Raw genomic sequence first — 25,670 nt, forward strand, 5'->3', positions numbered from 1 at the left:
GCCGCGCTGCCGCCGGTGCGCCGCGCCGCCGCCGGTGCGCCGCGCCGCCGCCGTGGCCGGCATCCGTGGCCGCGTAGTCGGCAGCCCCGGTGGCCGCGTAGTCGGCATCCCGGTGGCCGCGTAGTCGGCGTGCTCGCGCCACTCCTCAGCAGCCGCGACCAGCCGGTTGGGTCCGCTACCCGGGCACAGGGCCCGGCGGTCGGCGGCGGCGTCGGCAGTCGGTGCCGGATGGTCAGGCGGTGCGGATGGTCAGGCGGATGGGGTGGCGAAGTAGTGGCCCTTGTCGAGGTCGTCGATGAGCCCGGGCTGGGTCGGCTGACACCCCACCAGTTCGCGGGTGTGCGCGCTTGAGGCGGGGCCGTCCATGCCGAGGAAGCCGGCCGGCCGGCTGAGCCGGCTGAAGTGCCCGGCCGCGTCGTCGGGGGAGACCGAGGCCATGGGCAGGCCGAGGTGCCGCCCGATCACCTCGGCGACGGCATGGATCGGCACGCCCTCGACCGCGACCGCGTGCAGCGTGGAGCCGGCCGGAGCACTCTCCCCCGGCTCCGGCTCCGGCTTCGGGACGACGGCCTCGGGGCACGGCGCGGGCAGCACGACCACCGGCAGCGGCTCCAGCTCCGGCTCCGGCGCGATGTCGGTGCCTCGGCTTCGGCGGCGCTCCACCTCGGAGGCCCGGGGCATCTCCGCGTCGACCGCGGCCACGAGGTAGTGCCGCGGAGCACGGTGGCCGCTGACGACGTCCTCGGTCGCTGACGACATCCTCGCAAGTGGCGCACGCACCGCCGGTGTCCAGCCGCAGGCCCTCGTCGCACCGCACGTCGCCGCATCCACGGCGCTGCGGCAGGCGCCGGCCGATCAGCCGGCCCACCGGATCCGTCACGGCAGCCGTGCCGCCCTGGGCCGCCAGGCGCCGCTCCAACCGGCCGGCCAGGACCTCGGGCACATCGTCCCGGCCCACGTACTGGGCGACTACGGACATCAGTAACGCGTTCATGGACGAGGCGAACGCCACGCGGCGTGGGGCGCCGCGCAGCTCGATGCCCTGACCTCGATGCCCTGACAGGGCCCCAACGGCCCTCGACGGCGGGGAGAGGCGGGCCGCACGCCGGACCGCAGGTAAGGTGCCCGTTGCCAGAGTGCCGATCATCAAGGAATTGTTCCGTGGCCAACCCGCCGGGCCCGCACCCGTACCCGTACCCCAACCAGCCGTACGGGCAGCCGTACTCTTCGCCCGGCACCTATCCGCCGGCGGCGGTCCGGGGGCAGCATTCCCCTGTCGGCGAGGCGCTGTCCTGCGAGATATGCGGTGGTGTGCCGGCTGTCCGGGCCACCGTGCGGGGCCATCAGGGGATGGTCGTCCTCATGCGCTTCCTGAAGCGCTCGGGGGTGTTCTGCGGCTCGTGCGGTACGTCGTTGCACCGCAAGATGACCGCCGACACCCTCTACCAGGGCTGGTGGAGCCCCCTCTCCCTGATCTTCACTCCGATCACCGTGCTGGCCAACGTGCTGGGCCCCCGGCCGGTGTTCCGCCGTCTCGGCCCGCCCTCCGGCGGCCGGCAGCGACCGCTGGACCCCGGGAAGCGGGTTCTCCTGCGTCCGGCAGCCTTGGTGTTCGCCCTCCCGATCGCCCTGGTGGTACTGGCAGTGCCGCTGCTGATGGTGATCGGCCTGATCGCCGGTGACGCGAAACCGGATCAACTGTCCGTCGGTGACTGCGTGCGCAACAATTCGACCTGGCCCGCGCAGGACCTGGAAGCGGTCGTCTGCGGCTCCTCCCCGGACCAGTACCGGGTGTCACAGGAACTGACCGGCCCGGGCGACACCTGTAAGGCGGACGGCCCGGAGATCCCCTACATCGGCGACCCGAAGTACAGCGCGAACGGCCACACGCTGTGCCTCAGCAGAGTTCACTGACTCAGCGAAGTGACTCAGCGTGTACCCACGGGGCGGCCGGGCTCGCTTCTGCGCCACGGGGGCAGTGTCCGCTTGCTCTTCGTTCCCCGGCGCCGCATCGGCGGGGAGACGCAGTTCACATTCCTCCATGTCACAGGGTTTCGGGCTACCCCGTCTCAGGGGTGTAGCCACTGACGACCACAGAGGAGCACACCATGGACCCGCGACTGAACTTTTTCGCCGACCCGACCGCCGGCAAGGCCCTCAAGTACTTCATGTCGGCGGGCAAGGTGATCAAGGACTCGCCGCTGCCGGCCGCGACGCAGGAACTGGTGGCGCTTCGCGTGAGTCAGATCAACGGCTGCGCCGTCTGCATCGACATGCACACCAAGGAGTCCGCCGCTGCCGGCGAGACCTCGGTGCGGCTGAACCTGGTGGCGGCGTGGCGGGAGGCCACGGTCTTCACCGAGGCCGAGCGTGCCGCGCTGGAGCTGGCGGAGGAGGGGACCCGGGTCGCGGATGCGGCCGGCGGGGTCAGCGACGAGGTGTGGGCGTACGCCGCGAAGCACTACGACGAGGAGCAGCTCGCCGCCCTGGTGATGCTGGTCTCCTTCATGAACATGGTGAACCGGGCGAACATCATCACCCGGCAGCCGGCCGGCAACTACGAGGTCGGGCAGTTTCACTGAAACGGCATCAGCAACTGGCTCGGGGCCCGGCAGCGGGCTCCGGGCCCCTGGGCTCGGGGGCATTTACTCTGGCCTGCGGCTGGTCCGGATGATCAACAGAAGGTGCCTGCGCCGGCGAGTACGGCCGGGTGGCAAGGTTCCCGGAGGAGGGGAGTCGGCGTGAGCAAGGTCGAGGAGTTCCAGGAGCTGCGGCCGCTGCTGTTTTCGATCGCCTATCGGATTCTGGGCAGTGTGGGTGAGGCCGAGGATGCGGTGCAGGAGACATGGCTGCGCTTTGACGGCTCGGCGACCCGGCCCACGTCGACCAAGGCTTTTCTGTCGGCCGCGGTGACACGGATCTCGATCGATGTACTGCGCTCCGCGCGGGTGCGGCGGGAGGAGTACGTCGGACCGTGGTTCCCCGAGCCGCTGCTCAGCGATCCGTATCAGGACCCGGCGCGGTCGGTGGAGCTGGCCGACTCGGTGTCGATGGCGGCGCTGCTGCTGCTGGAGCGGCTCAGCCCGCTGGAGCGGGCGGTTTTCGTGCTGCGGGAGGTGTTCGCCTTCGGGTTCGACGAGGTCGCCGCGGCGGTGGGGCGTTCGGAGGCGGCATGCCGGCAGCTGGTGGTGCGGGCGCGGCGGCATATGGAGGCCGGGCGGCCGCGGTTCGCGGCGGACCGTCAGGAGCGGCAGGAGCTGGCGACGAGGTTCTTCGACGCGCTGAAGAACGGCGATGTGGGCGGGCTGCAGAATCTGCTGGCCGCCGACGTGCAACTGGTCGGGGACGGCGGCGGCAAGGCCCCGCAGCTGGCCAAGGCCGTCATGGGCGCGGAGAACGTGGCCCGGGTGCTGGGCGCGGCCTTCCCCTGGCTGATCCGGATCGACGTGACGTTCGAGCCGCACGAGGTCAACGGCCAGCCCGGCGCTGTCTTCCGCGACCGGGGCGGCAAGGTGCTCCACACCATGGTGCTCGAAGTGCTCGACGGGCAGATTCAGACCATCCGCGGGGTGAACAATCCCGACAAGCTCGGCCACCTCGGGCCGGTCGCCGACGCCTGGGCCATCCACCGCGAGATGAAGCAGGCCCGCCGGCAGCCGAACTGACCTCGGGAATGGTGCAGGCCGGCTCGTTCACGCCCGTTCCCTCGCCGAGGGCACTACACGCCCCGTCCCTGACCTTGTCGTACAGGCTCGGCGGCGTCGCCTTACCAGCGGCCGGCCGCTGGATGACGAACGGCTGCGGAGAGGGCACCGATCCCCCGGCGATCAGCGCGGCCTTGGTCTGCTTGCCGGCGATGCCGTCGACGACCAGCCCATCCGCCCGCTCGGCTGGCAGTACCGCTGCTGGGAGGGGAGTACGTGCTGCACCACCGCGACGGCTACGGGCAGAACGTGATCACTGTGGGCCCGGCGCTCCGGGCGGGCATCCCATGGGCGCGGTACCGGCCGGGGCGCCCGAAGCGGCCACCCTCCTGGCGAGGCCATGAGCAAGGACTCTCACCTTCACCCTCACCCTCGCCCCTGAAGTGGCCCAAGTGCAAGGCGCCTCATTGTCCTACACAGGGGAGCCGATATCTGCGTACCGTCATAGACATGCCAAACCTGCTGTCGCCCGCCGGACCCCAACGAACTCTTGCTCTGGCCCAGTTGACCAACTCCCTGGGCGACGGCGCGTACTACGTCACCTCAACCCTCTACTTCACCCATGTTGTCGGTCTCGCACCCGCCAGGATCGGTCTCGGTCTCACCGTGGCCTGGGCGGTCGGCTCGGTCGCCGGGGTGCCGCTCGGGCGGGTCGCGGACCGCCGGGGCCCGCGGGGCACGGCGGTGCTACTCGCCCTCGCGACCGGCGCCGCGGTCGCGTCCTTCCTGGTCGTACGGGACTTCCTGCCGTTCCTCGCGGCAGCCTGCCTCTACGCCACCGCGCAGTCGGGCCTCGCAGCCGCCCGGCAGGCGCTGCTCGCGGGCCTGGTGGCCGAGGAGGAGCGCACCGGTGTTCTCGCCCACCTGCAGTCGACGCTCAATGCGGGCCTTGCCGTGGGCGCCGCACTCGGCGGGCTCGCGCTGTCCGCGGGGACCAGGTCGGCGTATCTCGGCGTCTTCGCGATCGACGCCCTGAGTTTTCTGCTCTGCGCACTCGTCCTGCTGCGGCTGCCGGCCGTCGCGCCGGTGCCCGCTGTCCGGGGAGCGAAGTTCGAAGTCCTGCGGGACCGGCCGTACGCGGTCGTCACGCTCCTCAACGCCGTGCTGCTGTTGCGGATGCCGCTGCTCAGCCTCGGCCTGCCGCTGTGGATCACCGAGCGAACCGACGCCCCCGAATGGCTTGTCTCCGCGCTCTTCCTGCTCAACACCGGTGCCGTGATGCTCTTCCAGGTCCGCACCGCCCGCTCGGTCACCGGGCTCGCCACCGCCGCCCGTGCCATCCGCCGGTCCGGCGCACTCATGCTCGTGACCTGCGGGATATTCGCCCTCTCAGCTGGGAGTTCACCCTGGGTCGCGGTCACCGTCCTGGTCGGCGGGTCGGTGCTCCTGGTCGCCGCCGAGATGCTCCAGTCTGCCGGTTCCTGGCAACTCGGCTTCGGTCTGGCACCTGCTGGGCACATCGGCGAGTACCAGGGCTTCTTCGGCACCGGCGTGACCGTCGCGCGCACGCTCGGGCCGCTCATGCTCACCGCGCTGCTGGTGGGGATGGGTGCGATGGGCTGGCTGCTGCTCGGTGGACTGTTCCTGGGTGCGTCGTACGCGCTGGGGCCGGTGACGCGGTGGGCGGCGGGAACGCGCCGCGAGCCGGTCCCCCCATCCGCCGTCGCGCAGACCGTCTGAGCCGGTCGGGTCTCGCCCGGATCCGCTCCGGCGAAGCCCCCTGGCCGGACTTCCGGCTCAGCAAGAGTCGGCGCGGGCGCCGCCTGCCGCCGACGCGCGCCTGCCGCGCACGGCGGGAGCAGGCGCGCATCGGCCGGTGCACAGGCGGGTCCGCCGTCCTGGTCCTGCTCGTCTGCCGGGCCGGCACCGGCACCGGCACACAGACGCTCAGGCTTGTGCGACCTCCTTCGGCTGTCCGGTGCCGACGGGCAGCCAGGCGGGCCGGTGCGTGCCCGGCGTGCTGCCGACGCGAGTGACGCTGACGGAGGCGCCTTGGGAACGACGGCTGTCGGCCTGCCCCCCGGGCCACCCGGCGCTCTTGAGGCGGTCTCTTCGGGCGGGCTGCCCCGGGCTGTCCGCGCGCGCTAGCCTCGGCCACGTGGGTGGTGAACTGGAGGTGCGCGGATGACCGGCGGTCAGGAGCAGAACTGCTGTGCGTGCGATGGCACCGGGCTGACCGACAAGCAACAACACACCGTGGAGCTGGATGCGAACGGCAAACAGGTGCACGCCACACACGATTTCACCTCGTCCTGCTCCCAGTGCTCCGGTACAGGAAAGGTCTCGGGATGAGTGAAGACGGAACCGTCACAGGACGGGATGAGCAGATGCGGCCGGTATTCACCTGCGTGATGTGCGGCTGCGTCTATCTGCCGCCCAAGACAATGCAGTACCCGCAACTCGCTACGAAGGCGTCCTCGCTGCACTGCGGCGCCGCACAATGCCGCCGCGCGTGCGCCGCCCTGCCCGCGCCGGTCACGTCGGTGCTGGCCAAGACGGCGTGGGAACAGGCGCGGCAGTGGATGAACCGGGAGCTGTCGATGCTGCCGGAGCGGGGGCGGCGCCGGACCGGAGGCCGGGTGCGGCCGGGCGGCAACCGCTCCAAGCTGAGGTGAAGAATGGGGTGGTCGCCCCCTGACAGAAGGACGCGTGTGAGCGCGGGAGGCCAACTGCGGCTCGCGCGAGGCACACAGCGTCAGTGGTGACTACGGGCGGAGCCGGAGCCGGAGCCGGTCCCGCTCCCGTTCTCCCCGAATCGTGCAGTCGCCTCCAGGAGCGCGTCCCGCATTGCGGAACTGCCTGTGTGACCCGAGTCGTCGATCACCTTCAGCTCCGCGTCCGGCCACGCCTTGGCCAGCTCCCATGCGGTCTTCAGCGGGCTGGCCAGGTCCAGTCGGCCATGGATCAACATCCCCGGGATCCCGGCCAGCCGGTGTGCGTGGCGCAGCAACTGCCCGTTCTCGAGCCAGGCGTCGTTCGCGAAGTAGTGCGCGCAGATACGAACGAAAGCCATGAGCGCAGCGTCCGGCTTGCCGCTGTACTGGCCCGGCTTGCCAAGTGCTTCGTGGGCGATGACGGCGTCCTCCCAGGCGCACCAGTCACGCGCTGCCTTGGCTCGGAGCGTTTCGTCGGGGCTGTTCAGCAACCTGTTGTAGGCAGCCACGAGATTGCCCTTCCGGTCGGCCTCCGGCAGTGCGTCGCGGAATGCCTCCCAGGGGCCGGGGAGCAGGCGTCCGACACCGCGGTAGAGCCAGTCGGTTTCCTCGGGCCTGGTCATGGTGACACCGGCGATGACGATCTCGGAGACCCGCTCGGGCCAGCGCTCGGCGTAGGCGAGAATCAGCGTCGAGCCCCAGGAGCCGCCGTACAGGAGCCAGCGCTCGATGCCCAAGTGCTCGCGCAGCCGCTCCATGTCGGAGATCAGGTGCTCGGTGGTGTTGTGCTCCAGGCTGACGGCCGGATCGGAGGCGTGCGGCAGGCTCTCACCGCAGCCGCGCTGGTCGAACAGAACGATCCGGTAGACATCGGGGTCGAACACTCTGCGGCCGCCGCGGCTACCCCCGCTGCCGGGGCCGCCGTGCACCACCAGGGCTGCCTTTCCGTCGGGGTTGCCGCTGCTCTCCCAGTAGATCTGCTGACCCTCGCCGACATCGAGGAGGCCTTGCGCATACGGCTCGACGGGCGGGAACAACTGGGCCATGGCGGTCTCATCCTGGAGGCGTGGGCAGCAACCTCGCGAGGCTACTCGCAGGCAGGATCGACCGCGTCCGCACAACAGGATGTACCACCGCCCCGCTTCTGCAGGAAGCAGCGCTCAGCTTGAGCGATGCAGCCGTACCGCGTCGACGAACCGCTCGGACTCTTCCGCCTCCACGAGCGCGCCGCGGGAGGCGCGTGGGGCGCCGGGGGCGCGCGGGTCGCGTGACTGCGCTGCCGTGATCGACGCGCGCCCGGGCTCCGGCCCCCGGCCCCCGGGGCCCGGCGGCCCAGGCCCGGCTCCGGCCGGAGCCCGGCAATCAGACAATCCACTTGTGAAAGATTCGTGAATCGATTCGATTTACACCAGGATAAACCCCCCGGTAGCGCATTCCCGGCATGATGTCGACCAATTTTTTAGTCCCCGTATACCTGCGATGTCCCGTATGTGCGACTTGTAGAATCGAGCGCCGACGATCATGATGGACTTTGTAACGGCTGCATGAATGGAACGTTTTCCGAACAGGCGCCTTCGGGGGGTATCTGCATGGTCGTCAATGTTCATGAGGTAGCTCGGGCCTACCTGCGTCGCGTCAATATGGAGAGCGGACGAATACATTCCGTATTCACCGCTTCCGATATTCCGGAGAGCCTGATCCGGAAGATAGCGAACCGTTTCCACGAACAATCGCACCGGCCCAACGATCCCGATGTCCGCGGCCAGTACCTGCGGATGGCGGACGAGGCACGGGCTCAGCTCTCCTGCATGACCGACATGGGGGTGAGGGTCCGCTTATACCGGTCTCCCGGACAGCCCTACGGCACGTCCCGGGAGCTCTGCGACGCCCTGGACGCGGGTGAGGACCTGTGCGTCTACCCCACCGAGCACGGGCACGGCCCGGAGGGGTACGAGGACCCGGACAACCCGCTCCTGCTGCGGTCGGGCATCGAGATCGACGGTTCCCGGGCCCTCCACAACGACATCCTGCGGGCCACGCACGACTACTTCGGGCATTATCTGGTCCGGGCCCCGTTCAACCTCCGGGGCGAGCTCTCCGTGGCCTACGCACACCTGAGGATGTTTTCCCCCGAGGTCCACGGAGCGGTCCTCAACGAGTTCGTCGGGCAGATTTCCTGGTTCTACTACGGCCCGCACATACTCCGAGCGGACGGTTCCGTTCCGTGCCGTGGTGACGACGACTGGATCGCCCCCTCGGAGCGCCCGTTCGCCGATCAGAAGGTCAATCTGATGCCTTCCGAATGGGTTGCGGAATTTCTGGAGTGGGGCCGCGCGCAGAGCGCTGCGCAGCATACTGTTGAACATTGCGAGGAGTTTGTATGAGTCCGCATCCGAGAATCCTCGACGGCGGTACGGCAACCGGTCTGCAGGCAGCCGGAATTCCCGTTGCCGAACCCTGGCTCACCAGTGCGGCACTGCGTGACGAGGCCGGCACGGACGCGCTGGGGAGCGTCCACGCGGAGTTCCTGCGGGCCGGCAGCGACATCCTCACCGCCAACACCTTCCGCACCAACACCCGGGCGCTGTCCCGCATGGGCGTGGCCGAGGCGGAGCGGGCCGGTTACGTCCGCAGGGCCGTGGGCTGCGCCGTACGGGCCCGCCGGGCCGCGGGTGCGCCGCACGCCCTGGTTGCCGCCTCGGTCGCCCCCGTGGAGGACTGCTACACCCCGGCCCTCACCCCGGACCTGGACTCCCTGCGCCGCGAACACCGGTGGATGGCCGGCATCCTGGCGGACTCGGAGGCCGATCTCGTCCTGGTCGAGACCCAGTGCACGCGTCGTGAGGCGGTGATCGCCGTCGAGGCCGCCGTCGAGCGCGGATTGACGGCCTGGGTCAGCTTCGTCGTCACCGACGAGGCGACGCTCCCCGACGGTGACGCACTGCGGGACGCGGCACGGGCCTGCGTCGAGGCCGGCGCGAGCGCCGTGTCCGTCAACTGCCTGCCCCACGCGGCCGTTCCACGTGCCCTGGAACTGCTCTCCGGCCTCGGCGCGTCCGTGGGCGTCTACCCGAACCTGGAGGACCGCGCGGCGCTCGACGAGTGGGAGCACAGCACGCACTCCCTGCCCCCGGCGCTGTCGCCCGCCGCCTTCGCCGACCTGGCGCACGGCTGGGCCACGGAGTTCGAGCTGAGCTTCGTCGGCGGCTGCTGCGGAACCGCACCCGAGCACATCAGCGCCCTGGCCGCCAAGCGCCTGGCGGGGGCGGACTCGTGACATTCCTCGCGCATGGCCCGGAGGATCACCTCGACTACGCTTTCCGAGGCGGGGAGGCCCCGTGGGCGCGGTGGGGGCAGGTGCGCGAGGGAGTGGGAGAGGTGGCGTGATGACGCTCAGGGAGTACGGCACGGTGGACGGCCTGTCCGCCGGGTACTGGAACACCGATCCGGCGGACCCCAGGGCCTCGACCGCGTGGCTCACCGCGAACCGGTGGCCCGCGGACGGCGTGCACTTCCTGGAGGTCCCGGCCGCCGGCGCAGCCTGCGCGGTGCGCACTCAGGACGACCACACCGGCTTCCCCCGGATGAACTGCACCGACGTCGTGGCCGGTACGGGCCGCGACGTGACACAGCCGGAGGCGGACCTCGAGGAGGCCCGGGCCGAGGGGCTGCGTCAGCTGAACGTCTGCGCCCTCGGGTACGGACAGTCCGTCTTCCCCGCGCGCATCCCCGTGCAGGTCCCCGCGAACGGCGCGGGCTTCGACGGGGCCACGGACAGCGCGGGGGGCCAGGGTTCGGGTGCCGCCGCTCCCGCCTTCGACGCGGACGCCTTGGTGACCGCTCTGCAGGACCACGCGGACGCCCAGGGCCGGCTGCTCACCTTCCTCCACCTCGACGAGACCGACCCGGTGCTGCCGGTCCTGCGGGAACGCGGCTGGCACGTGGGCGTCACCGACCAGTACTTCCTGATCGAGGACATCGGCGCGGACGAGGCCGGCTACCTCGCCCGCTTCCCTGCGGACCGACGCCGCCAGTTACGGCGGGAGTCGGCGTCCCTGGACGCGGCCGGCGCGACCGCCGAGATCCACCGGGGCGACATGGTGACCGACGCGATCCAGCAGGAGGTCGCGTGGCTGGAGGCGTGCGCGGACGAGAAGCACGGCATCCCCGGCGACCCGGCCCGCCTGCTGCGCGTGAACGAGCGCCTGCGCACCGCCTTCGGCCCCCGCTACGGCGTGGCGCTGGTCCGCGACCGTGACGGCCGGGCCGTCGCGAGCGCCACCCTGGCACTGGGCACCCGCGACGTCCTGCTGCGCATGGTCGGGCTCGGCCCCGGCAGCGAAGAGATGGGCGCGTACTTCCACGTCGCCTACCACCTGCCCATGCGGCTGGCCCGCGGCATGGGTGCCTCCCGGGTGCTGCTCGGCACCGGCACGGGGACCCCCAAACTGCGCAGGGGGGCCACGGCGCAGCCGCTGCTGAGCGCGGTACCGCCCGGCGCCGCCGCGCACGGCGCACTGCTGCGTCGTGCGGACGCGGCCTTCGCCGCTCGCGCGTGACCGGCTTGTCGTCCCGCGAGCGGCGGCTGTCCCGGGCGCGCCACGGCCGTTCGGACTCCTCCTGCCCTCTCTGTCCCTCCTGCCACCCCTGCCACTTCTGAAGGATTTAGGTAGCCTTGAACACACGTCCCACCGTCCTGGTCATCGGCATCGGACCGCTGCGTGAACGATTCTTCGCAGCGGCGGAGCGCAGGGGTGTCGACACGATCCTCGTGGACGAGACCGCCTACTCCCGCTACGACCGCCTGGCCACCGAAAACTACGCGTGGCGCCTGACGGACCACCAGGACCCCGGTCCCGATCTGCATCTGCTGGACTCGCTCGCCGGCCGGGTGGACGGCGTGCTGGCCCTGACCGACTGGGGCACCCGGGTCGCCGCCCGGCTCGCGAAGGAGTGGGGCCTGCCCGGCGCCGGCGTGGCCGTGGCCGAGGACCTGGCCCACAAGGCCGACGTACGCCGCCGACTGGCCGGCACCGGGGCGGAGCTCCCCTTCGTCCTCACCTCGGACGCCGACCAGGCCGCGGAACTCCTGCGCTCGGCGCCGTCCGGCGAGGTCATCGTCAAGCCCGTCGACGGCGCGGCCAGCCTCGGCATCCGCCGGGTGTCCGACCCGGCGGAGCTCGCCGGCGCGATCTCGGCCGTGATGAGCACGACCGGCCGGCCGCAGGCCCTCGTCGAGCACTTCGTGCCGGGGCCCGAGGTGTCCCTGGAGGTCGTCGTGTCGGGCGGGCGCACCCTGTTCGTGGGGGTCACCGAAAAGACCTGCACCGCGCCGCCGTCGTTCGTGGAGACCCGGCACGTGATCGACCCCGCGATCCAGGCCGGACTGGGCCCGTCGGCAACCCGCTTCGCGGAGACCGTGGTGACGGCGCTGGACATCGACAGCGCCGTGCTGCACCTGGAGGCCAAGCACCACGGCGACCGCTGGCACCTGATCGAGGCGGCATTCCGTCCCGCCGGCGGTCTGATCAGCGATGTGCTGCTGCGGGCCACCGGGCTGGACCTGTACGACGCCGCGCTCTCGATCGCCCTCGGCGCGCAGGACCCCGCGCACCCCCGGACGGACCGCACGCCGCAGGTGGCGGCGGTGGAGTTCGTGGCGGCCACCGGCACCGTCGCGGACGCCCCCACGATGGCGGGCGTGCGCGACGGGCTGCCGCTCGTCTCGCACGCCGAGCGCCTGCTGCCGCCCGGTACGACCCTGGGCAGCGTGGACGCCAACTGGTGGCGGTCCGGCTACGTCCTGGGCAGCGGCCCGGACCGAGGTGACCTGCTCACGCAGCTCTCCGAGGCGAACTCCCGGCTGCTCGGCGTCCTCGGTCTGACCAGGATGCCCGACGCGTGAGCGGGACGGGGCAGAAGCCGCTGCCCCGGCTCTTCGTGGCGGCGATGATCGTCGACGCGGTGGGCTCGGGGATGTTCATGCCGTTCGCGCTGCTGTACTTCGTACGGGTACAGGACCTGGGCGTCGGAACCGTCGGCACCGCGCTCACGGTGGCGAACCTCGCGCTGATCGTGGCGAGCGCGCCCCTGGGGCGCCTGGTGCAGGCGTACGGCTCGATGCGCTCGCTCATCGCGGGCAACGCCGTGCGTGCCCCGCTGTTCGTCCTCTACGCGGTGGCCCTGCCCGCCCCCGTGGCCGTGGGCGCGCTGGTCCTGTCCGCCGTTCTGGACAAGGCGGTGTGGGTCTCGCTCGGCGCCACGATCGCCCGACTGGCGCGCGGCCCCGAGGCGCGGCGGGCGTTCAGCACCGTCGGCTGGGCCCGGAACATCGGTCTGTGTCTGGGGTCCCTGGTCGGCGGCGTGCTGGCCTCGGCGCAGAGCGCGACCGGCCTTCGGGTGATCGTGCTGATCAACGCGGCCAGCTTCGCCGTCACCACTGTGGTGCTGCTGCGGCTGCGCGGTCAGGCGGGCGCCGCGGCCCCGGCCGCCCAGGAGAAGGCGGAGCGAGGGATGGCCGGTGGCGGTGCTCTGCAGGTGCTGCGCCTGCCGGGCTTCGCGCTGCTGAGCGCCGCCAAGACCTGCTTCACGGTGTGCGCCACGGTCGTGTCGATGTTCACCGGCCTGTACCTGGTGGACCACGCCGGGCTGGACGGCTGGGCGGCGGGTACCGTGCTGGCCGTGAACGGCGGCCTCGTCGTGCTGTTCCAGCAGTCGCTGGTCAAGCGCACCGCGGACCGCCCCGCCCCGCGGATGATGCTCCTCGGCGGCGCCCTGTACGCCGCGGCCGGCCTCGGCTTCGCGCTGATCGCCCCGCTGCGGGACACGGTGCTGCCGGCGGTCACCGTGGCCGTCGCGCTGGTCGCGATGACGGTGTACACGCTCGGCGAGATCGTGATCGCCCCGGCCAGCGACGGCTACGCCGCGGACCTCGCGGAACCCGGCACGGAATCCACCTGCATGTCGGTCTATCAGGCGTCCTGGTCCCTCGCCTCGGTGGTCGTCCCGGTCGCCGGATCCTGGCTGCTGGTCGCCTCGGCCTCCGCGTTCTGGATCGCCTTCGCGGCCGTGGCCCTGCTGGGCACCCTCCTCAGCGCCCTCCTCGCCCGCGCCGGGGCGACGGCGCCGGCACCGGTCTGACCGCCCCGGCCGTGCCGGTTACCGGCACGGCCGGGGACCGTCCGGGCCGCTCGAGCCGTGGGTGTCGGGGTCGTCCTTGTGGGCCCGGTACGAAGGCGACCCTCCACCTTGCATCACATGCACCGGAGGTGGTGGGGCCTGTTCTCCGGTGCCTGTGACGGGTCTTTCGCTCTGGGCCTAGAGCGAGTTGACGTACCGCTTGAACGCGGCCTTGGTCCCCGATCCGGCGATTCCGTCGATCGCACCGCTGTAGCCCCAGTTGCTCTTCAGCCAGCGCTGCAACGCCTTCACCGTGCCGCTTCCGACGATTCCGTCGATCGCACCGGTGTAGCCCCAGGACTGCTTGAGGAAGCGTTGCATCGCCTGCCAGCTGCCGGTGCCGAGCTGCCCGTCGATCGCACCGCTGTAGCCCCAGTAGGCCTTCAGCACACTCTGGAGCTTCATGGCCTCCGCGGTGCTCAGGCCGAGGTTGTTGACCGCCGCGAGGTGGGCGACGGCCTCGGATCTTGCCGCCGGCTTCATGGCCGGCGCGGACTCCGCGAAGCTGGTGCCCGCAGCCGCCAGGCTCCCGGCGGCAATCCCGACGGCGGTGGTGACACTGACGAGCGTCCTGGTGAAGGCTCGCATGGTTTTCCCTTCCGATGGGCGGAGCCGACCGCACCGGCCGGCTCGGCAACGAGACTGCGGGCGGGGAGCAGGTGCCGCCACAGTTGCCGCAGAAGTGACGTACTCGTGGGACGTCCCACGCGCTGACTTGCTGGGACGTCGTCCGCCGTGGGGGTGCGGCGGGACGGCTGCGGCGGACCCATCACGTACCGGGGCGGGAACCGCCGTCCGGTGGGGCCGTGGTCGCCGGGGGCATGGCGACGGCCCTCTTCCTGCTGCCGTCCGCGTCCGGAACGAGGCAGCTTGAGACGTGAAAGGCCCGTTCATGGCCGGACCGGGATGGGGAGCGAAAAGAGGTTGCCATGCCCAGGGAGTCATGAATAGCGTCGCCTGGCGCGAGAGACGCGTGATCACGGTGTGGCAAGGGAGGTTGATGAATATGGCTGCCGTCGGCTGTGTTCAGCATGCCCGTGCCTGGTCCGCGCACTGTTAGAGCGTGGTCCGGGTCGTACGAACGACCAGGAGTGTCACGTGTCTTCTTTCCTCTCACCAACCGACGTAGATCTGTTCACCGAGCGTCTCGTCCTGCGGTCGTGGTCCACCGCTGAGGTCGATGCCGTCCTGCACGGGACCCGGCTCGCCCACTGGGCCGTCGACTTCCCCGCGGAAGGCGACCAGGTCATCGCGGGGCTCTTCACCGAGCACGCCGGATGGCTCGGTGAGTACGGCCACCGTCAGGTCATCGAGCGCGACAGCGGCCTGGTCGTCGGCTCGGTCGGTCTGTTCTGGCCGCCCGCCGACGGCGAACTCGAAATCGGCTACGGAATCGTGGCCACCCGTCGCGGACGCGGTTACGCCCCCGAGGCAACCCGGGCTCTGACGGAATTCGCTCTGACCGCGCCAGGCGTTCACACGGTGTACGCCACCGTGGAACCGTCCAACCCGCCGTCGGTCCGGGTACTGGAGAAGGCCGGCTTCCAGCGGGTGAGCTCCGAGCAGAACCTGACCCGGTTCCGGGCCACGGAGACGGATCCGGCCCAACGGTAGGCGCGGGGGCGGGTTGGCGGTTTGCCGCCGCCCGCCGCCGCGACCCGGGCGGGGACTGGCCAGGGGCCGGACGCTCCCGGTGGTGCCGGAGTCGAAGTCCTCACTCGGCGGTGCCGTTCTCACCCCTGGGGGCTGCCGGGGAGTGCGGGAGGGCGTTGCTCACCTCCGGCATCGGCGGTGCCGGGTGGCGGCGTCGCCGGTGCAGCCAGGCGTACAGCAGCAGGCACGGCAGCAGCAGTCCGACGATGGTGAGGGCGAGGAACGCCGTGAAGCTGCTGATGTGTCCGACCAGCCAGTCGAAGTTCTGCCCGAAGAATCCGACTACGAAGGACAGCGGGAGAAATACGGTCGCGAGGATCGTGAGCTGCTCCATCGTGGCGCTTTGCCGAAGATTGATCTTGTTCTGCTCGACGGAGATCACCGCGATGTTCGCTTCGAGGACGGTGGCCAACAGGTCACGCTGGGCGGCGACCTCCTCGTTGACCAGCAGCAGATGGTCGTGCACGTCGCGGAAGTAGGGCAGGAGTTCGGCCGGTGACTTGCCGGGCTGTAGCCGTCGGGTGAGCACAGCGAGGAGCGGGTGCACGGCGCGGTAGAAGTCGGTGGCCTCACGGCGCAGGGAGTAGATCCGTTCGGTCGGAGCGACCGTCCCGGAGAACACTGTGGCCTCGATCTGCTCGATGTCGTGTTCGAGTTCCCCGACGACTGGCGCGTAGCTGTCGACGACCTGGTCGAGGATTGCCCACAGCGTTGAGGCGCTGCCGGTCCGCAGCAGTTCCGGGCGGCGTTCGAGTCGGCTGCGGGCACCGCGCAGCTCGCTGGCGATGCCCTGGCGAACAGTGATCACGAAGTGTTCGGCGAGGAAGATGCTGATCTCGCCGGTGTCGATCTCCTCGCGCTCGTCGTCGTAGCGCGCGGTGCGCAGAATGATCAGCTCGGTGCCGTCCTCGTATTGCTCGGCCTTCGGCCGCAGGTGGAAGGCCCGGGCGTCCTCGACGGCGAGTTCGTGCAGTCCGAAGCACTCGCGCACCCGGGCGAGTTCCTCGGGAGCCGGTTCGAACATGCCCAGCCAGACGAACCCGCCCTGCGTGCAGCGCGCGGCCGCCTGCTCCAGAGGCATCGCGCCTTCGTGCTGCCGGCGCCCGTCGCGATAGTGTGCGCAGTCGACAATCATGGCCTTCCTCCTCGCGCCCAGCCGGCGTGCGCCACCCGTTGCCCACCGGCGGCGTAGCGAGCCGTACACGCCTCACAGCAATGGATGCTCGTCCGATGAGGCCAGAATGCCCTCACGGCTACCCGGAGACCGGCACCCGGCGGACGGAGCCGCTGCGCGTCGGAACGTCACTCCGCTGTTCGCAGCCACTTCCACCGGTACCTGGCGCCTGTTGTTCGCCGAGCCCGTCCGTACTGCCCGGCGTACGGCCGCGCCACCGAGTGTCCGGTGCTGCACGCCCGTCCGGACCAACGCCAGGTGGTGGGGCGCCGAGGCCGGCCCTGCGGGCCACCGCACCGTGAGAAGGCCAGGTGCTGGTGGAGCCTGCCCTGCGGTGAATGGCCGGCAGCGCAGCCGGTGGGTTCCTGGCCGACCCGAACCGGATGACGGAGAGAGTGTGCGGGAGGCCGCGCACGCGGTGCTCGGCAAGGTGGCGGACCTGCCGCGGCAACCGGACAGGATCACTCTGGAGCTCGGGCTGAAGCTGTCGGCGGAGGCGGGCGTCTTCCTCGCCAAGACCGCCGGAGAGGGGTCGCTCACCCTCACCCTGGAATGGGACAGGCAGCGGCCGGAGGCCGTGCCTGTCACCCGGGCCGTCGCCGTTTGCAACGGCGCCGTGACGGGCTGAGGCGCGAGGGGCGTAGCCGGTGCCCGGACCCGTGCCCAACCCCGGGGTCGCGCGCCTGTGGTCGCGCGGCGCGCGGGCCGCGCCGCAGGGCGCCGGCTTTCTGGCCGGCCCGCGGACCGTACTCACCTGCGGGCACGTCGTGTCGGCCGTCGCCGGGGAGCCGGAACGGAGCCCGCTGGCGGCGGGGCTGACCGTCGATCCGGACTTTCCGCTCGCCGGGCGGGCGGCCCGCCGGCAGACCGCCCGGCTCGTCACGCACGTCCCCGTCACGGTGGACGGCTCCGGTGACCTCGCCGTCCTCACGCTCGACGAGGATCCGCCGCCCGGGGCCGAGCCCGTGCGGCTGCTGGACGTGGAGACGGAGCGCGGCCACCCGTTCCGGGCCTTCGGTTTCCCGGCCGGCGACGACGAGGGCGTCTGGTCGCTCGGCACGATCGTGGACGACCGCGGCCGGGGCTGGCTGCAGATCGAGAGCACCGGCGCCTGCGAGATCCGGCAGGACTTCAGCGGCACGCCACTGTGGGACGAGCGGTTCAAGGGCGTGGTCGGCATGGTCGTCGCCACCGACCGGCGGTTCCTCCAGCGGGCGGCCTACGCCATCACCGCCGGCGTCCTGTTCGAGGTCCACCCCGAACTGCGCCGCCATGCCGCGCTGCCGTCTCCGTTCCGCGGGCTGGAGTCGTTCCGGGAGCAGGACGCCGCCCACGACTTCGGGCGGTGTGAGCAGATCAAGGCGCTGACGGAAGCGGTCACCACGTCGTCGGTCGTCCCGGTCATCGAGGTATTCGGGGTCGGCAAGTCGTCGCTCGTCCACGCCGGTCTCGTCCCCGAGCTGCGCAGGCGCGGGGACTACAGCATCGCCTCGCTGGTCCCGGAGCCCGCCCTGCGGGTGGAGGACATGCTCGCCTCCGCCCTTCTGCCGCTGCTCGACGCGCCGGGCGGCGTCACCGAGCGGCTCGAACAGCTCGAACAGCTCGACCGGCTCGCCGGCCGTCTGCGGGAGGGGGCGGCCGCGCCCGTTGTCAGGGAACTGCTCACCCACTCCGGAACGACTCAGCTCCTCCTGATCATCGATCAGTTCGAGGTGTTGCTGTTCGCCGGACGCCGCCGACGCCCTGGTCGAGCAGGTGGTGGGCCGCGGCCCGGTCGGTCGCGGGTCGCCGCGCCACCCCAGGTGGTCCTCGCCGCCCGCCCCACCGGCGTGGCGGTGATCGCGGCGAACGGTTGGCGCAGCACGGGGCCGGTTGCCGTCACCGGGTCCGCCACTGGTGGCCGGGCAGGAAGCGGACGTCGTACTGCTCGGGGACACTCGCGAACTTGTGGGGTTCCGGGATGACGGGCTCGTGCGGCAGGCCCAGCTGTTCCGCAGGCACGCCGAGGTTTTCGAAGAACCGCTCGAAGGTGGCTCCGGGGCCGGCGGCGACGCCGACGACCTGGCTGTGGTGGCGCTCCATGCGGTAGGCGTGCCGGCAGTTCTTGGGTACGAAGCCGAAGTCGCCGGGGGTGAGCAGCTTCTCCTGCTGGTTGCCCTCGGTGTCCTCGACGAACAGCCGGACCGCGCCCTGGGTGATGTAGAAGACCTCATGGGTGTCGGTGTGCAGATGAGCTGGGATGAGGTCGCCCTTGGGGCCTTCGACGGTGAAGAAGTTGAAGGTGTTCTCGGTCTGCTCGCCGCCGGCGTAGACGGTGATCAGGTCGCCGAACAGATGGGCGCGGTCCCCCTCGCCCTTCTCGATGAAGTAGGGCCGGCCCGGTTCGGCGGGAATGCGCGAGGCTCGCCGGTAGCGGGTGGCGTGCTCGATGGTCATGCACTTCTCCTTGGATCGACCCCACCAGGAACGTCAGGTAGCCTGACATGAGAGATCGCCGGCAAGCAAGCCGCTGGATATGAGCCCGACCCCGCTTCTGCCATCGTGAGGAACAGATGCAGCCCATCCGCCGCAACCTCCCCCAGTTGCTCGGTGACGCCCGGCGCTGGTTCGAAGAAGGGCTGCTTGCAGCCCTGGAGGCAGCCGGAGCCACGCCGGTGTCCCCGACGCAGGCACAGCTCTTCGCCGTGCTGGACGACCAGGGCACCACGGTGTCCGAGCTGGCACGGCGCATGGCCGTCACCCGGCAGACCGCACACCAGGCCGTACACGGCCTGGTCGCCGCCGGGCTGCTCGAACAAATCCCCGATCCCGCCTCCGCCCGGCAGCGGCTGATCCGCCGCACCCGGGACGGAGAACGCGCGCACCGTCAAGCCGGTCTGATCCTTGAACGGCTGGAGGAGCAGCTCGCCCAGCGAATCAGCCGGGAAACGGTCGACGCCCTCCGGACGGCACTGGAGGCACCGTGGGGCCGGCCGCCCTCCCCGAGCCCGGAATGACGCCGACCGCCGATGACCTGCGCAGCACAGCAACCCTGCGCCTTGGGGCCCTCTTCCCGTGTCTTTTCACGGGCTCCCACTGGTTGAAGTACGAGCTCAGGTGATCGTGAGTGTTGTCACGCCGGTCGCGCCGGTGAATCCGGTGCTGAGGCACTGCAGCACGCCCGGCTGAGGAAGCGTAATGATCTGCACCGCGGTCCGTCCCCGGAAACGGCCTTGTGTGACAGTGCCGGTGAGCGTCGTGACGACCTGGCCGGCCACGGCTGTGCTGCTGCCGGTGGCCTTGATGACGCTGGTGTCGCCGGTGCTCCACTTGATGGTCCGCCGGTCCTCGAATCCGTCGAGGAGGTCGTTGCAGCCGGCGAAGATGGTGAACCGCTCCCCGTACGAACCGCTCGTCACCTTGCCCGTGCTGTCGATGCAGGAGCTGAACCGGCCCTCGGTCGTGATCTCGATGTTCCGAGCCGCGAGGGTGACTCCCGGGCGGTAGGTGACGGTCTCGGTTCCCTGGCATTGGACGTGCGCAGGTGAGTGTGCGTCGGCCGAACCCGTGGCCGGCACCGTCGTGCCGAGCGCGGTGACGGCTGCCAGGGCCACGGCACGCATCCATGATCTGCTGATGGCCATGATCGGTCTCCTTCGCGGTGGTCGGCGTGAGGAGTGCGATGCCCTGCTTGCCTGCCTGTGAGACAGGCTCGCAGGGGTGACGAGAGGGCATGTACGGTCTCGCCGAGGCGCGCGTGGGCCAGGACACGCCCTGTCGCTGCGGGAACCGCCCCACCGGGGCTCCCGGATGGGCAGGGCTTGTTCTCCGAAGGCCTTGCCGTAAGTAGTGTTGTGGTGGCCCTTCGACGTCGCTCGACCTCTGGCCCTGGAGTGTGATGGACGCCCTGGAGATCGGCACTCTGGCGGTACCAGGTGCGAGGCTTCACTTCGAAGTACGCGGCGCCGGGCCGCTCTTGTTGCTCATCCCCGGCGGCAATTCCGACGCGGCAGTCTTCGAGCGGTTGGCGGCCGTCCTCGCCGCGGACCATCGCGTCGTCTCCTACGATCCGCGAGGCAACTCGCGCAGTCCGCTCGACGGTCCGCCGACGGATCAACGGATCGAGGTGCACGCCGACGACGCGTACCGCCTGTTGAACCACCTGGCCACGGCAGACGAGCCGGCGCAGGTCTTCGGCAGCTGCTCGGGCGGGCTCGTCGCGCTCGACCTCGCCGTGCACCATCAGGACCGGGTGCGGTCGGTGGTCACGCACGAACCTCCCGCGATGGGACTGCTCCCGGACGCCGGACATCACCTGGCGTTCTTCGACGACGTCTACGAGGCGTTCCGCCGCGAGGGCATCGCGCCGGCTCTGCAGAAGCTGCAGCCCCTCTTCGGCGGCCGGCCCGCGCCGCTGCTGCCGGAGGCGCACGACAACAGCGCGTTCTTCCTGGCCCACGTGGTCCGGCCGTCCACGCGCTTCGTACCCGACCTCACCGCGCTCACGGCAGTGGCGGAACGAGTCGTCGTGGCAGGCGGCCGCGACTCACGTACGCACCTCATCCGCCGGCCGGCAATCGTCCTCGCGGAGCGGCTCGGCAACGAACTGGCGGAGTTCCCGGGCGGTCACGCCGGCTACGCGAAATACCCGGCCGGCTTCGCCCGGCGGCTCGTCGAAGTACTGGCCGCCGCTCCTGCCGCAGCGACGATTCGGCACGCACCACCCGACGGGGGCTGACGCCATGCGCATCGTGATGGGAGCCCAGAACTGCGGCTTCGGTCCGGCAGCCGAACTCGTCGCGGTCTCGCGGCTGCTCTTCGGCCATGAGCGGATATTCGTGGGCGACGGCGTTGCGGCGGCCTTCGCCCGCCGCAACGCGGACGCCTTCGACGACATCCGCGAGACCCACGGCATCCACGAGAGCGCCGGGACCGAGTCGCCGGCGATCGACGACCTGTTGAAGACGAGCGACCAGGTCGTCTCGGTCATGGACGCCGATCTGGTCGTGCGGTCCGTGGTGGCGGGCCGACCGGTGGTCATCGTGGACAGCCTCTTGAGCTTCTGGAAGTCCGGACGTCCGCTCGCCCGGATCCGCGACCTGTGCGAGAGCATGCCGCGCTCCTCCTTCGCTGCCGCCGACCGGCACTTGAGCGCGCTCTCACCGCACGAGCGGGTCCTCGCGGCCCACCTTCTCGCCACGCACAGCGTGATTCAGAACTTTCCAGGAGTCACGCAACGCATGGCCGAACTCGTCGAACTCGCCCGAGGCGTCGGCCCTGTGATGCACGTGGCGGGCTCGGTCATCGACGTCGAAGGCCTGCGGAACCTCCCGCATGACGCAGAACCGGAATACGACCTGCTGATCAACGTCGGCGGCTTCAAGAACTTCCTCCTGGACTTCGACGTCAACAACGCCTACATGCGGCTGCTCCACCGGTGGGTCGCGGATCTGCTGCGTGACTGGCGCCGGTTCCCACGCGTCCTGGTCTGCGGCGGCCCCTTCGGCGGACACCGGGAGCAGACCGTTTCCGTCGCCGGCCGGCAGGCCGACTGCCGCTTCCTGCCCCAGCGCGAACTGCTGCGTCAGGTGGCGAGCACACCCCACTACCTGCTCGCCCCCGGGCTCACAGCGCTCCACGAGTCGGTGGCGCTCGGACAGCTGCCCCTGGCCCTCCACGAGCAGCACTACGCACACGTCTTCACCGTGCAGCGCCTCGACGCCACGCTCTTCGGACGGATGGCAGGCCGGTTCGCAGACGTCCTGCCGCATCACCGGGTACCCGAGGACGACTTCGCCGGAACCGCGGCCCTCGTCGAGATCGCCGGCCGAATCCACGAAGACGACGAGCTCTACGCCAGATTCCGGCAGACCCTCAACGAACGGATCGAGCGCTACGTCTCCCTCTCCCCGGCGCAGCGACTGCAAGGCGTCGAGGAACTGCGGGACGTCCTCGACGGCGACCCGATTTCCTCGGTGTTGGCCAGGATCTTCGCCACCCCGCCTGTCCCCGCACCGGAGACAGGCGAGTAGTCCCGGGGCCACGCCGGCCCATGGCAGACGTCACAGGGACCGGCGCCTCGCCAGTGGCCGATGGCGGAAGGACTACCGCCATGAGCCGGTCACAGTCGCGCGATAGTGACGGTCGTGGGGCCGGATGCCGATGTGAGGCCCTGGGAGGTCAGGCACGCGGTGGCGCTGGAGGCAGGCAGGGTGACTTCAGTGACGACAGTGGCTCCGGCAAATCTCCCGGACGTGATGGTGCCGGTGCTGGCTGTGACCATGTTTCCGTTGGGGCGCAGAGTGACGATGCTGGTGATGGAGGCGGTGGAGGTTTCCCTCTTGTCGCCGTGGAATGCCCTGTTCTCGTCCCAGTGGAAGGTCAGAGTGCCGCTGGCGGGGCCGGCCAGACAGGAGAGCGTGCCGTTCGAGCGTCCTCCGAAGGTGGCGGTCGCAGCCCTGGAGCCGATCGGAAGGGGACAGCCGATGACGGCATGCGAGCTGATCGCGGTGGGCTTGGGCGTGTAGGTCAGCCCCGGCGAGTAGGTGGCGGCGACGGTTCCCGCGCATGTCATGAGGACGGTGGAGCCGTCGGCGGCGTTGGCCGCCGGGGAGAGCGCTGCCGCGACGGTGAGGAGAGCGGCGGCGCAGGCAATGGTACGAACTCTTCGGGGTTTCACCGTGGTCACCAGGATGCCTTCCTTTCTTGGGCAGCTTGAATTTCCGAGCACGGCTGGGAAGCGTCGTTTCCGGATGGTTTTCAGGTGCGGACCACGACTACTGAGACGGTGCTGCGTTGTGAGTCCACCGCCGAGTAGACGCGGCCGTCGTTCGCCATTCCGAAAGGGCTGAGATCGACGAGGGAGCGCGTCAAATGGGCGCCCTCCACGCGCACTTCCGTGACTTCGGGGCAGGAGTCGAGGACCGCGGATCCCAGGTGATGGAAGGTGTGCTGGCTGGACCGGCTGGTGTGCCCGGCGAAGGCTTCGGCGACCGCTTGGCGAGCCCGGTCCCGGCAGTCCCGGAAATCTCCGTCCCTCTCGGCGAGCCGCCAGGTCACGTCCAGTCGTGCGCCGAAGACGCGGTCGGTGAAGACCTGGGTGGTGGTGTACTCGTCGCGCGCGAATCCCATGAATGTCGCCCCGGCGGTCACAAACAGCTCGATGTCTTTCAGGCCGCCGCGCAGCGCGACTTCGCCCTCTCGGGAGAGAGTGACGTGGGCGTGGTCCCGCGTGAGCGGAGCGGCGGTGAAGTGCCGTACGCCGACCCGCGGTTCACCGGCTGCCACCGGGGTCAGGTCCGAGGAGGAGAGGTGCAGGTCGACGGTCGTTACGGGCGGAGCCGCCGCGAGGAACCGCTCGGCCAGCGCCAGCGCGTAGGTCTCGGGTTCGGCCGCGGTGTGCAGCGCCCCGAACGCCAGCACGGTGTTGTCGATCGCACCCGTCGGCAGCAGCCTCGCGTTGTCGCCGTCCTGGTACACCTCCGGGAGGTCTGCGAGGAACCGGACGTCGACACGGAGCCTGCGGACCCTCTGCTCAGGCCGGTCCCTGTCCACCAGCAGGAATTCGATCCCCGATTCTCCGTAGGTGTGGCCCCCGATGGTGTGTCCCATCCTTCTCCGTTCAGCTGACCGCGAGACCGGCACGAGCATGCCTTCCACACACTCACAGCCACCCTCCCACCGGTCAATACGCCTCATGAAAGTCCGATTGTCGTACCGCACGACATCAAGCGAATGCCGCCTTCAGGTTTACGGAGACCAGCCGAACCGGGCGTATGGACAGGGGAGTTGCCGGATGCCAGTCTGGCCCGTGGCCGGGGTTCCGAATGTCCTGTGCGGACGGAGAGTGCAAGGCCTCATGCGATGCAGCGTCCTGCCCGACTCCGTCCAGGTGGCCATTGTCGGAGCGGGTCCCGTAGGTCTGCAGCTGGCGGGCGAGATCTCTCTTCGCGGTGTCGGTTGTGTGGTTCTGGAACGTGACGCGCACACCGATCAGGCGACACGGGCGTTGGTTCTGCACGCCCGCACATTGGAATACTTCGACATGCGCGGCATTGCCGATCCCATTGTCGCCGCCGGGCACCGCTATGGGCACTACCCCTTGGGTACCGTGCGCGCCCGAGCGCCGTTCTCCATCCTGGACAGCCCGTTCGCCTACGCTCTTGCCCTGCCGCAGTACCGGACGGAATCCGTGCTGGAGGCGCACGCCCGTGCGAACGGGGCCCTCCTCGTACGAGGAGCGGAGGTCACCGGAGTGCGCCACGAACCCGGCAGCACCGTGCTGACAGTGCACCACGCGGGGCGAGTCCGCCGGCTTCGCGCCGCCTATGTGGCCGGGTGCGATGGCGCCCGTAGCATCGTGCGCCGGATCGCGGGGATCCCGGCCTCCCGTTCCGTGTACCCCTACGACGTCACCTCCATCGACGCACGGCTGGAACTCGATCCGCAGCAGCCCTGGAGCTGGTGCGGGCGCGACGGCATGGCCATTCTGCTGCCGTTCGGCGACGGACGCTGGCGCGTGATCCTCTACGACTATCGCCCGTCCGGGACGAAAGGCGCCGAACCGGCCGCCGGCACCGACCGGGCCGCAGCTCTGCTTCGCCTCATAACGGGAAGCGACCTCACCCTGCGTGATGTCCAATGGATCAGCCGGTATCGATGCGAGCGCCGCCACGCGACCCGATACCGTCATCATCGCGTCGTCCTGGCGGGCGATGCCGCCCATGTCCACCCGCCTACCGGAGGCCAAGGGCTCAATACCGGAATCGCCGATGCCATGAACCTGGGATGGCGTCTCGCTCTGGCTGCCACGGACCCTCGGCACGATCCCTTACTCGACGTCTATGCCGACGAACGACGCCAGGCCGCCGTGAGAGTACTCCGTCTGACCGGCGCCATGCTCCACTTCAACGCGGCTCCCTCCTGGTGGGCCCATGCCGTACGCGCCGTCGCCTTCCCCGCAGCCCGGCTGCCGACCGTGCGACGCCGCCTCGCCGCCATCCTGGCAGGACTGTCCCAGCCGCCCGCGCAGGCGAACGGCCGGCTCCACAGCGGACAGCGCGTGCCCGACCTGCCGCTGAGCGGAGTGCCCGTCCAGGGCGCCCCCGGCCGTCTCTTCGAAGCGCTGCGCCCCGGCCACCACGTCCACCTCACCCCTGCCTGCGGCACCCCGGACCCCCGGGCCACAGGGATGAGCCACCCGATGGTGACCGCCCGGTCCGAAGCGTGCCGACGCCCCTGCATCGTCCGGCCCGACGGGCATCTCCTCTGATTCGCGGCTCCGTCCCGGCACCGCAGGCGGCCCTGATCGCCTGCCACCTGGCATTG

At 70.4% G+C, this 25,670-nt stretch carries 25 protein-coding genes and 1 pseudogene; 18 read left to right on the forward strand and 8 right to left on the reverse strand.

Annotation, left to right across the window (positions count from 1 at the left end):
• Nucleotides 1-249: 249 nt before the first annotated feature.
• A pseudogene (locus tag AB0F13_RS20545) lies at nucleotides 250-537 on the reverse strand (3-beta hydroxysteroid dehydrogenase); the annotation flags it as partial.
• Between the two features lie 624 nt (nucleotides 538-1,161).
• On the opposite strand from AB0F13_RS20545, the gene AB0F13_RS20550 reads away from it, so the two are divergent.
• From AB0F13_RS20550 to AB0F13_RS20575, 6 genes are all read left to right on the forward strand, one after another.
• Entirely contained in the window at nucleotides 1,162-1,914 is a 753-nt protein-coding gene (locus AB0F13_RS20550; RefSeq protein ID WP_362084016.1) for a hypothetical protein, read from the forward strand.
• Nucleotides 1,915-2,108: 194 nt separating this feature from the next.
• Complete coding sequence (locus AB0F13_RS20555) at nucleotides 2,109-2,582, forward strand: carboxymuconolactone decarboxylase family protein (protein ID WP_362084019.1); 474 nt, start codon at nucleotides 2,109-2,111, stop codon at nucleotides 2,580-2,582.
• Nucleotides 2,583-2,741: 159 nt separating this feature from the next.
• Nucleotides 2,742-3,665 (forward strand): RNA polymerase sigma-70 factor, encoded by a 924-nt coding sequence (locus AB0F13_RS20560; protein ID WP_362084022.1) that lies wholly within the window; start codon nucleotides 2,742-2,744, stop codon nucleotides 3,663-3,665.
• A 489-nt stretch (nucleotides 3,666-4,154) separates the two neighbouring features.
• Nucleotides 4,155-5,384 carry an MFS transporter gene (locus AB0F13_RS20565; protein WP_362084025.1) on the forward strand — a complete coding sequence of 410 codons (1,230 nt, stop codon included), beginning with the start codon at nucleotides 4,155-4,157 and terminating at the stop codon, nucleotides 5,382-5,384.
• A gap of 444 nt (nucleotides 5,385-5,828) precedes the next feature.
• Nucleotides 5,829-5,996, forward strand: coding sequence for a hypothetical protein (locus AB0F13_RS20570; protein ID WP_362084028.1), 168 nt, complete (start codon nucleotides 5,829-5,831; stop codon nucleotides 5,994-5,996).
• The gene (locus AB0F13_RS20575; RefSeq protein WP_362084031.1) at nucleotides 5,993-6,319 is read left to right on the forward strand and encodes a hypothetical protein; all 327 of its coding nucleotides are present in this window, start codon (nucleotides 5,993-5,995) and stop codon (nucleotides 6,317-6,319) included. Before AB0F13_RS20570 ends, AB0F13_RS20575 begins: the two co-directional genes overlap by 4 nt.
• 80 nt (nucleotides 6,320-6,399) lie before the next feature.
• Here the strand turns inward: AB0F13_RS20575 and pip are convergent, their stop codons facing one another.
• Nucleotides 6,400-7,404 carry a prolyl aminopeptidase gene (gene pip, locus AB0F13_RS20580; RefSeq protein WP_362084033.1) on the reverse strand — a complete coding sequence of 335 codons (1,005 nt, stop codon included), beginning with the start codon at nucleotides 7,402-7,404 and terminating at the stop codon, nucleotides 6,400-6,402.
• A 543-nt stretch (nucleotides 7,405-7,947) separates the two neighbouring features.
• Here pip and AB0F13_RS20585 point away from each other — a divergent pair.
• From AB0F13_RS20585 to AB0F13_RS20605, 5 genes are all read left to right on the forward strand, one after another.
• A complete protein-coding gene (locus AB0F13_RS20585) occupies nucleotides 7,948-8,742 on the forward strand; it encodes a hypothetical protein (RefSeq protein ID WP_362084036.1) in 795 nt (264 codons plus the stop codon).
• Nucleotides 8,739-9,635 carry a homocysteine S-methyltransferase family protein gene (locus AB0F13_RS20590; RefSeq protein WP_362084039.1) on the forward strand — a complete coding sequence of 299 codons (897 nt, stop codon included), beginning with the start codon at nucleotides 8,739-8,741 and terminating at the stop codon, nucleotides 9,633-9,635. Before AB0F13_RS20585 ends, AB0F13_RS20590 begins: the two co-directional genes overlap by 4 nt.
• A gap of 109 nt (nucleotides 9,636-9,744) precedes the next feature.
• The gene (locus tag AB0F13_RS20595) at nucleotides 9,745-10,917 is read left to right on the forward strand and encodes a peptidogalycan biosysnthesis protein (RefSeq protein ID WP_362084042.1); all 1,173 of its coding nucleotides are present in this window, start codon (nucleotides 9,745-9,747) and stop codon (nucleotides 10,915-10,917) included.
• A 116-nt stretch (nucleotides 10,918-11,033) separates the two neighbouring features.
• Nucleotides 11,034-12,263 carry an ATP-grasp domain-containing protein gene (locus AB0F13_RS20600; protein ID WP_362084045.1) on the forward strand — a complete coding sequence of 410 codons (1,230 nt, stop codon included), beginning with the start codon at nucleotides 11,034-11,036 and terminating at the stop codon, nucleotides 12,261-12,263.
• Nucleotides 12,260-13,498 carry an MFS transporter gene (locus AB0F13_RS20605; protein WP_362084048.1) on the forward strand — a complete coding sequence of 413 codons (1,239 nt, stop codon included), beginning with the start codon at nucleotides 12,260-12,262 and terminating at the stop codon, nucleotides 13,496-13,498. The genes AB0F13_RS20600 and AB0F13_RS20605 overlap by 4 nt, the downstream gene beginning before the upstream one ends.
• A 177-nt stretch (nucleotides 13,499-13,675) precedes the next feature.
• Here AB0F13_RS20605 and AB0F13_RS20610 read toward each other — a convergent pair whose 3' ends face one another.
• Nucleotides 13,676-14,125: a peptidoglycan-binding protein gene (locus AB0F13_RS20610; protein ID WP_362084051.1), complete on the reverse strand. Its 450-nt coding sequence runs from the start codon at nucleotides 14,123-14,125 to the stop codon at nucleotides 13,676-13,678.
• A 510-nt stretch (nucleotides 14,126-14,635) separates the two neighbouring features.
• Here AB0F13_RS20610 and AB0F13_RS20615 point away from each other — a divergent pair.
• A complete protein-coding gene (locus AB0F13_RS20615; protein WP_362084054.1) occupies nucleotides 14,636-15,151 on the forward strand; it encodes a GNAT family N-acetyltransferase in 516 nt (171 codons plus the stop codon).
• 100 nt (nucleotides 15,152-15,251) lie between these two features.
• On the opposite strand, the gene AB0F13_RS20620 is transcribed toward AB0F13_RS20615, so the two are convergent.
• The gene (locus AB0F13_RS20620) at nucleotides 15,252-16,325 is read right to left on the reverse strand and encodes a magnesium and cobalt transport protein CorA (RefSeq protein WP_362084057.1); all 1,074 of its coding nucleotides are present in this window, start codon (nucleotides 16,323-16,325) and stop codon (nucleotides 15,252-15,254) included.
• Between the two features lie 436 nt (nucleotides 16,326-16,761).
• On the opposite strand from AB0F13_RS20620, the gene AB0F13_RS20625 reads away from it, so the two are divergent.
• Nucleotides 16,762-16,992 (forward strand): CU044_2847 family protein, encoded by a 231-nt coding sequence (locus tag AB0F13_RS20625; protein ID WP_362084060.1) that lies wholly within the window; start codon nucleotides 16,762-16,764, stop codon nucleotides 16,990-16,992.
• A 19-nt stretch (nucleotides 16,993-17,011) separates the two neighbouring features.
• Nucleotides 17,012-18,328, forward strand: a complete 1,317-nt coding sequence (locus AB0F13_RS20630; RefSeq protein WP_362084063.1) for a serine protease — start codon at nucleotides 17,012-17,014, stop codon at nucleotides 18,326-18,328.
• On the opposite strand, the gene AB0F13_RS20635 is transcribed toward AB0F13_RS20630, so the two are convergent.
• Entirely contained in the window at nucleotides 18,243-18,800 is a 558-nt protein-coding gene (locus AB0F13_RS20635) for a quercetin 2,3-dioxygenase (protein WP_362084066.1), read from the reverse strand. The genes AB0F13_RS20630 and AB0F13_RS20635 overlap by 86 nt on opposite strands.
• Before the next feature lie 116 nt (nucleotides 18,801-18,916).
• Here AB0F13_RS20635 and AB0F13_RS20640 point away from each other — a divergent pair, with 116 nt between their 5' ends.
• Nucleotides 18,917-19,360: a MarR family winged helix-turn-helix transcriptional regulator gene (locus AB0F13_RS20640; protein WP_362084069.1), complete on the forward strand. Its 444-nt coding sequence runs from the start codon at nucleotides 18,917-18,919 to the stop codon at nucleotides 19,358-19,360.
• 96 nt (nucleotides 19,361-19,456) lie between these two features.
• Here the strand turns inward: AB0F13_RS20640 and AB0F13_RS20645 are convergent, their stop codons facing one another.
• A complete protein-coding gene (locus AB0F13_RS20645; RefSeq protein WP_362084071.1) occupies nucleotides 19,457-19,987 on the reverse strand; it encodes a hypothetical protein in 531 nt (176 codons plus the stop codon).
• A gap of 254 nt (nucleotides 19,988-20,241) precedes the next feature.
• On the opposite strand from AB0F13_RS20645, the gene AB0F13_RS20650 reads away from it, so the two are divergent.
• Both AB0F13_RS20650 and AB0F13_RS20655 read left to right on the forward strand, forming a co-directional pair.
• Entirely contained in the window at nucleotides 20,242-21,081 is an 840-nt protein-coding gene (locus AB0F13_RS20650; RefSeq protein ID WP_362084074.1) for an alpha/beta fold hydrolase, read from the forward strand.
• Between the two features lie 4 nt (nucleotides 21,082-21,085).
• Nucleotides 21,086-22,375: a hypothetical protein gene (locus tag AB0F13_RS20655; RefSeq protein ID WP_362084077.1), complete on the forward strand. Its 1,290-nt coding sequence runs from the start codon at nucleotides 21,086-21,088 to the stop codon at nucleotides 22,373-22,375.
• Between the two features lie 89 nt (nucleotides 22,376-22,464).
• Here the strand turns inward: AB0F13_RS20655 and AB0F13_RS20660 are convergent, their stop codons facing one another.
• Together AB0F13_RS20660 and AB0F13_RS20665 are read right to left on the reverse strand one after the other, a co-directional pair.
• Nucleotides 22,465-23,031 carry a hypothetical protein gene (locus AB0F13_RS20660; RefSeq protein ID WP_362084080.1) on the reverse strand — a complete coding sequence of 189 codons (567 nt, stop codon included), beginning with the start codon at nucleotides 23,029-23,031 and terminating at the stop codon, nucleotides 22,465-22,467.
• Between the two features lie 71 nt (nucleotides 23,032-23,102).
• The gene (locus AB0F13_RS20665) at nucleotides 23,103-23,954 is read right to left on the reverse strand and encodes a hypothetical protein (protein WP_362084083.1); all 852 of its coding nucleotides are present in this window, start codon (nucleotides 23,952-23,954) and stop codon (nucleotides 23,103-23,105) included.
• A gap of 247 nt (nucleotides 23,955-24,201) precedes the next feature.
• Between AB0F13_RS20665 and AB0F13_RS20670 the strand changes: the two genes are divergently transcribed.
• On the forward strand, nucleotides 24,202-25,614 hold the full coding sequence (locus tag AB0F13_RS20670) for an FAD-dependent monooxygenase (RefSeq protein WP_362084086.1): 1,413 nt from the start codon (nucleotides 24,202-24,204) through the stop codon (nucleotides 25,612-25,614).
• Nucleotides 25,615-25,670 lie beyond the last annotated feature (56 nt).

The organism is Streptomyces sp. NPDC026206 (assembly GCF_040638465.1).
Taxonomy (GTDB): Bacteria; Actinomycetota; Actinomycetes; order Streptomycetales; family Streptomycetaceae; genus Streptomyces.

Bases quoted from the DNA above. Each gene is read 5' to 3' on its own strand.
- AB0F13_RS20555 (WP_362084019.1), top strand. From the start codon at position 2,109: ATGGACCCGCGACTGAACTTTTTCGCCGACCCGACCGCCGGCAAGGCC.
- AB0F13_RS20565 (WP_362084025.1), top strand. From the start codon at position 4,155: ATGCCAAACCTGCTGTCGCCCGCCGGACCCCAACGAACTCTTGCTCTG.
- AB0F13_RS20570 (WP_362084028.1), top strand. From the start codon at position 5,829: ATGACCGGCGGTCAGGAGCAGAACTGCTGTGCGTGCGATGGCACCGGG.
- AB0F13_RS20575 (WP_362084031.1), top strand. From the start codon at position 5,993: ATGAGTGAAGACGGAACCGTCACAGGACGGGATGAGCAGATGCGGCCG.
- pip (WP_362084033.1), bottom strand. From the start codon at position 7,404: ATGGCCCAGTTGTTCCCGCCCGTCGAGCCGTATGCGCAAGGCCTCCTC.
- AB0F13_RS20585 (WP_362084036.1), top strand. From the start codon at position 7,948: ATGGTCGTCAATGTTCATGAGGTAGCTCGGGCCTACCTGCGTCGCGTC.
- AB0F13_RS20590 (WP_362084039.1), top strand. From the start codon at position 8,739: ATGAGTCCGCATCCGAGAATCCTCGACGGCGGTACGGCAACCGGTCTG.
- AB0F13_RS20595 (WP_362084042.1), top strand. From the start codon at position 9,745: ATGACGCTCAGGGAGTACGGCACGGTGGACGGCCTGTCCGCCGGGTAC.
- AB0F13_RS20610 (WP_362084051.1), bottom strand. From the start codon at position 14,125: ATGCGAGCCTTCACCAGGACGCTCGTCAGTGTCACCACCGCCGTCGGG.
- AB0F13_RS20620 (WP_362084057.1), bottom strand. From the start codon at position 16,325: ATGATTGTCGACTGCGCACACTATCGCGACGGGCGCCGGCAGCACGAA.
- AB0F13_RS20635 (WP_362084066.1), bottom strand. From the start codon at position 18,800: ATGACCATCGAGCACGCCACCCGCTACCGGCGAGCCTCGCGCATTCCC.
- AB0F13_RS20640 (WP_362084069.1), top strand. From the start codon at position 18,917: ATGCAGCCCATCCGCCGCAACCTCCCCCAGTTGCTCGGTGACGCCCGG.
- AB0F13_RS20645 (WP_362084071.1), bottom strand. From the start codon at position 19,987: ATGGCCATCAGCAGATCATGGATGCGTGCCGTGGCCCTGGCAGCCGTC.
- AB0F13_RS20650 (WP_362084074.1), top strand. From the start codon at position 20,242: ATGGACGCCCTGGAGATCGGCACTCTGGCGGTACCAGGTGCGAGGCTT.
- AB0F13_RS20655 (WP_362084077.1), top strand. From the start codon at position 21,086: ATGCGCATCGTGATGGGAGCCCAGAACTGCGGCTTCGGTCCGGCAGCC.
- AB0F13_RS20665 (WP_362084083.1), bottom strand. From the start codon at position 23,954: ATGGGACACACCATCGGGGGCCACACCTACGGAGAATCGGGGATCGAA.
- AB0F13_RS20670 (WP_362084086.1), top strand. From the start codon at position 24,202: ATGCGATGCAGCGTCCTGCCCGACTCCGTCCAGGTGGCCATTGTCGGA.